The 1,451-nt window shown below is 68.1% G+C and carries 1 protein-coding gene, 1 tRNA gene and 1 pseudogene; 1 reads left to right on the forward strand and 2 read right to left on the reverse strand.

From position 1 onward, the window contains the following. Window positions 1-165, reverse strand: a pseudogene (locus KV557_RS43940) (ABC transporter ATP-binding protein); the annotation flags it as partial. 293 nt (window positions 166-458) lie between these two features. Between KV557_RS43940 and KV557_RS41770 the strand changes: the two are divergent. Further along, window positions 459-540: transfer RNA gene (locus tag KV557_RS41770), tRNA-Leu, on the forward strand. A 557-nt stretch (window positions 541-1,097) separates the two neighbouring features. On the opposite strand, the gene KV557_RS41775 is transcribed toward KV557_RS41770, so the two are convergent. Then, the coding region (locus KV557_RS41775; protein WP_218207348.1) for a hypothetical protein at window positions 1,098-1,451 on the reverse strand (354 nt) is incomplete at its 5' end.

Consider the following 1,451-nt stretch of genomic DNA (forward strand, 5'->3'; position numbering starts at 1 on the left):
GCCGGAGGGGCCCATGATGGCGGTGAACTCGCCCTGCGGGAAGGCCACGCTGACGTTGTCGAGGGCGACGACGCGGGTCTCCCCCTCCCCGTAGACCTTGTTCAGGCCGGTGGCGCGGGCGGCCGCCCGGCCGGTACGGACGGCGGTTGCGGTCGACGTGGTCACGGGGATGCTCCTTGCGGGTCGCGGATGGTCCCTCCATGCTCCGCCGGGTGATCATGGTTATTCGTCGCTCCGCCGGACGGTTGGCCCGACCACCGCTGGGCGTACGGCGGACTGACGCCCTCCTCCTGCGGTATGACGCGGACCCTGAGGCCGGGGCGATGGCCTGAACCGGCGCTCTCCGTGGCCGAATTGCGAACTGTTCGTCAGATGGCAAGGAAACATGACAACTTCCCGGGCTGGGAACATGCGAAAGGGTGAGTCGGGCGACTAGGCTCAGGGGTGGTTCGCAGGACGCCCGGATGGTGGAACGCAGACACGGGCAGCTTAAAACTGCTTGGCCGTGAGGCCGTGCCGGTTCGAGTCCGGCTCCGGGCACTTGACCCCATGCCCCCTCTGACCTGGGGGTATGGGGTGTCTAGAACGAGCTGGCCGCGCGCCGTGGGAACAGGAGCAGCCAGCGGAGCGGTGCCTCCCACAGCCGGAGTTCCCTCACCCAGGTGTACGCGCAGGAAGCCGCCAGCGACCCGTTCCTCTCTGTCGAGCGGCGCGTGCCCTTGCACGAGGAGCTGCTGTCCCACCGGATCGAGGACCGCTCCCACCTCCTGGTCGAGGAGGAGCACCCGCGGTCCGCGCACTCTACGAGCGGTGGGGCTACTCCCGGATGGGCTCCATGCAGCCCTACGCGGATGGGCCGCGTGGTCAGGATCCCGCTGCGCCAGCGACCACCAGTGTGGATCCACACCAGGTGCCAGGTCCGTACCTCCAGGCTCGGTCCGGACTGCATCAACAGTTCCACCGGGACCAGCGGGCCGCCCGCCAGGCCAGGGCTGATTTCGAGGGCGGTGAGCGTTACCGGCTTGCCCGGACGCGCAGGCCGGTAACGCTCGGGGCCGGGCGGTTGCTCTTCGGCTCCGCCGGGCAGCGTTTCACCGTCATTGCGGCAGCACGCCGATGATTCCGAGCTGCTGGCCGTTCGCGTGGACGATGACCACTGCCCTACGTGGAACATTGAGCTGGTTCGGGTTGTTCAGAGTCGCCAGAATCGGGGCGCGGCTTCCCGGGGGGATGTACGACAGGTCGACGCAGACACCGCCCGGCGCCTGATTGCTCAGTTTCGTTGCTACGTTCTGCGCAACAGCCTGCCCTCCGGTGCCTCGTGCGGGGGTGTATATGTCGATGGGCTGTGTCTGGGTCTCGTTCTCGTAGTCGTCATCGTTCGCGTGGTTGTTCGTGCTCCCGCCGGTGTAGATCGCGAGGTCGGCGGTGTTGCCGCCGCGCCCGCCGGA

This window comes from Kitasatospora aureofaciens, from assembly GCF_019192735.1.
Taxonomy (GTDB): Bacteria; Actinomycetota; Actinomycetes; order Streptomycetales; family Streptomycetaceae; genus Kitasatospora; species Kitasatospora aureofaciens_A.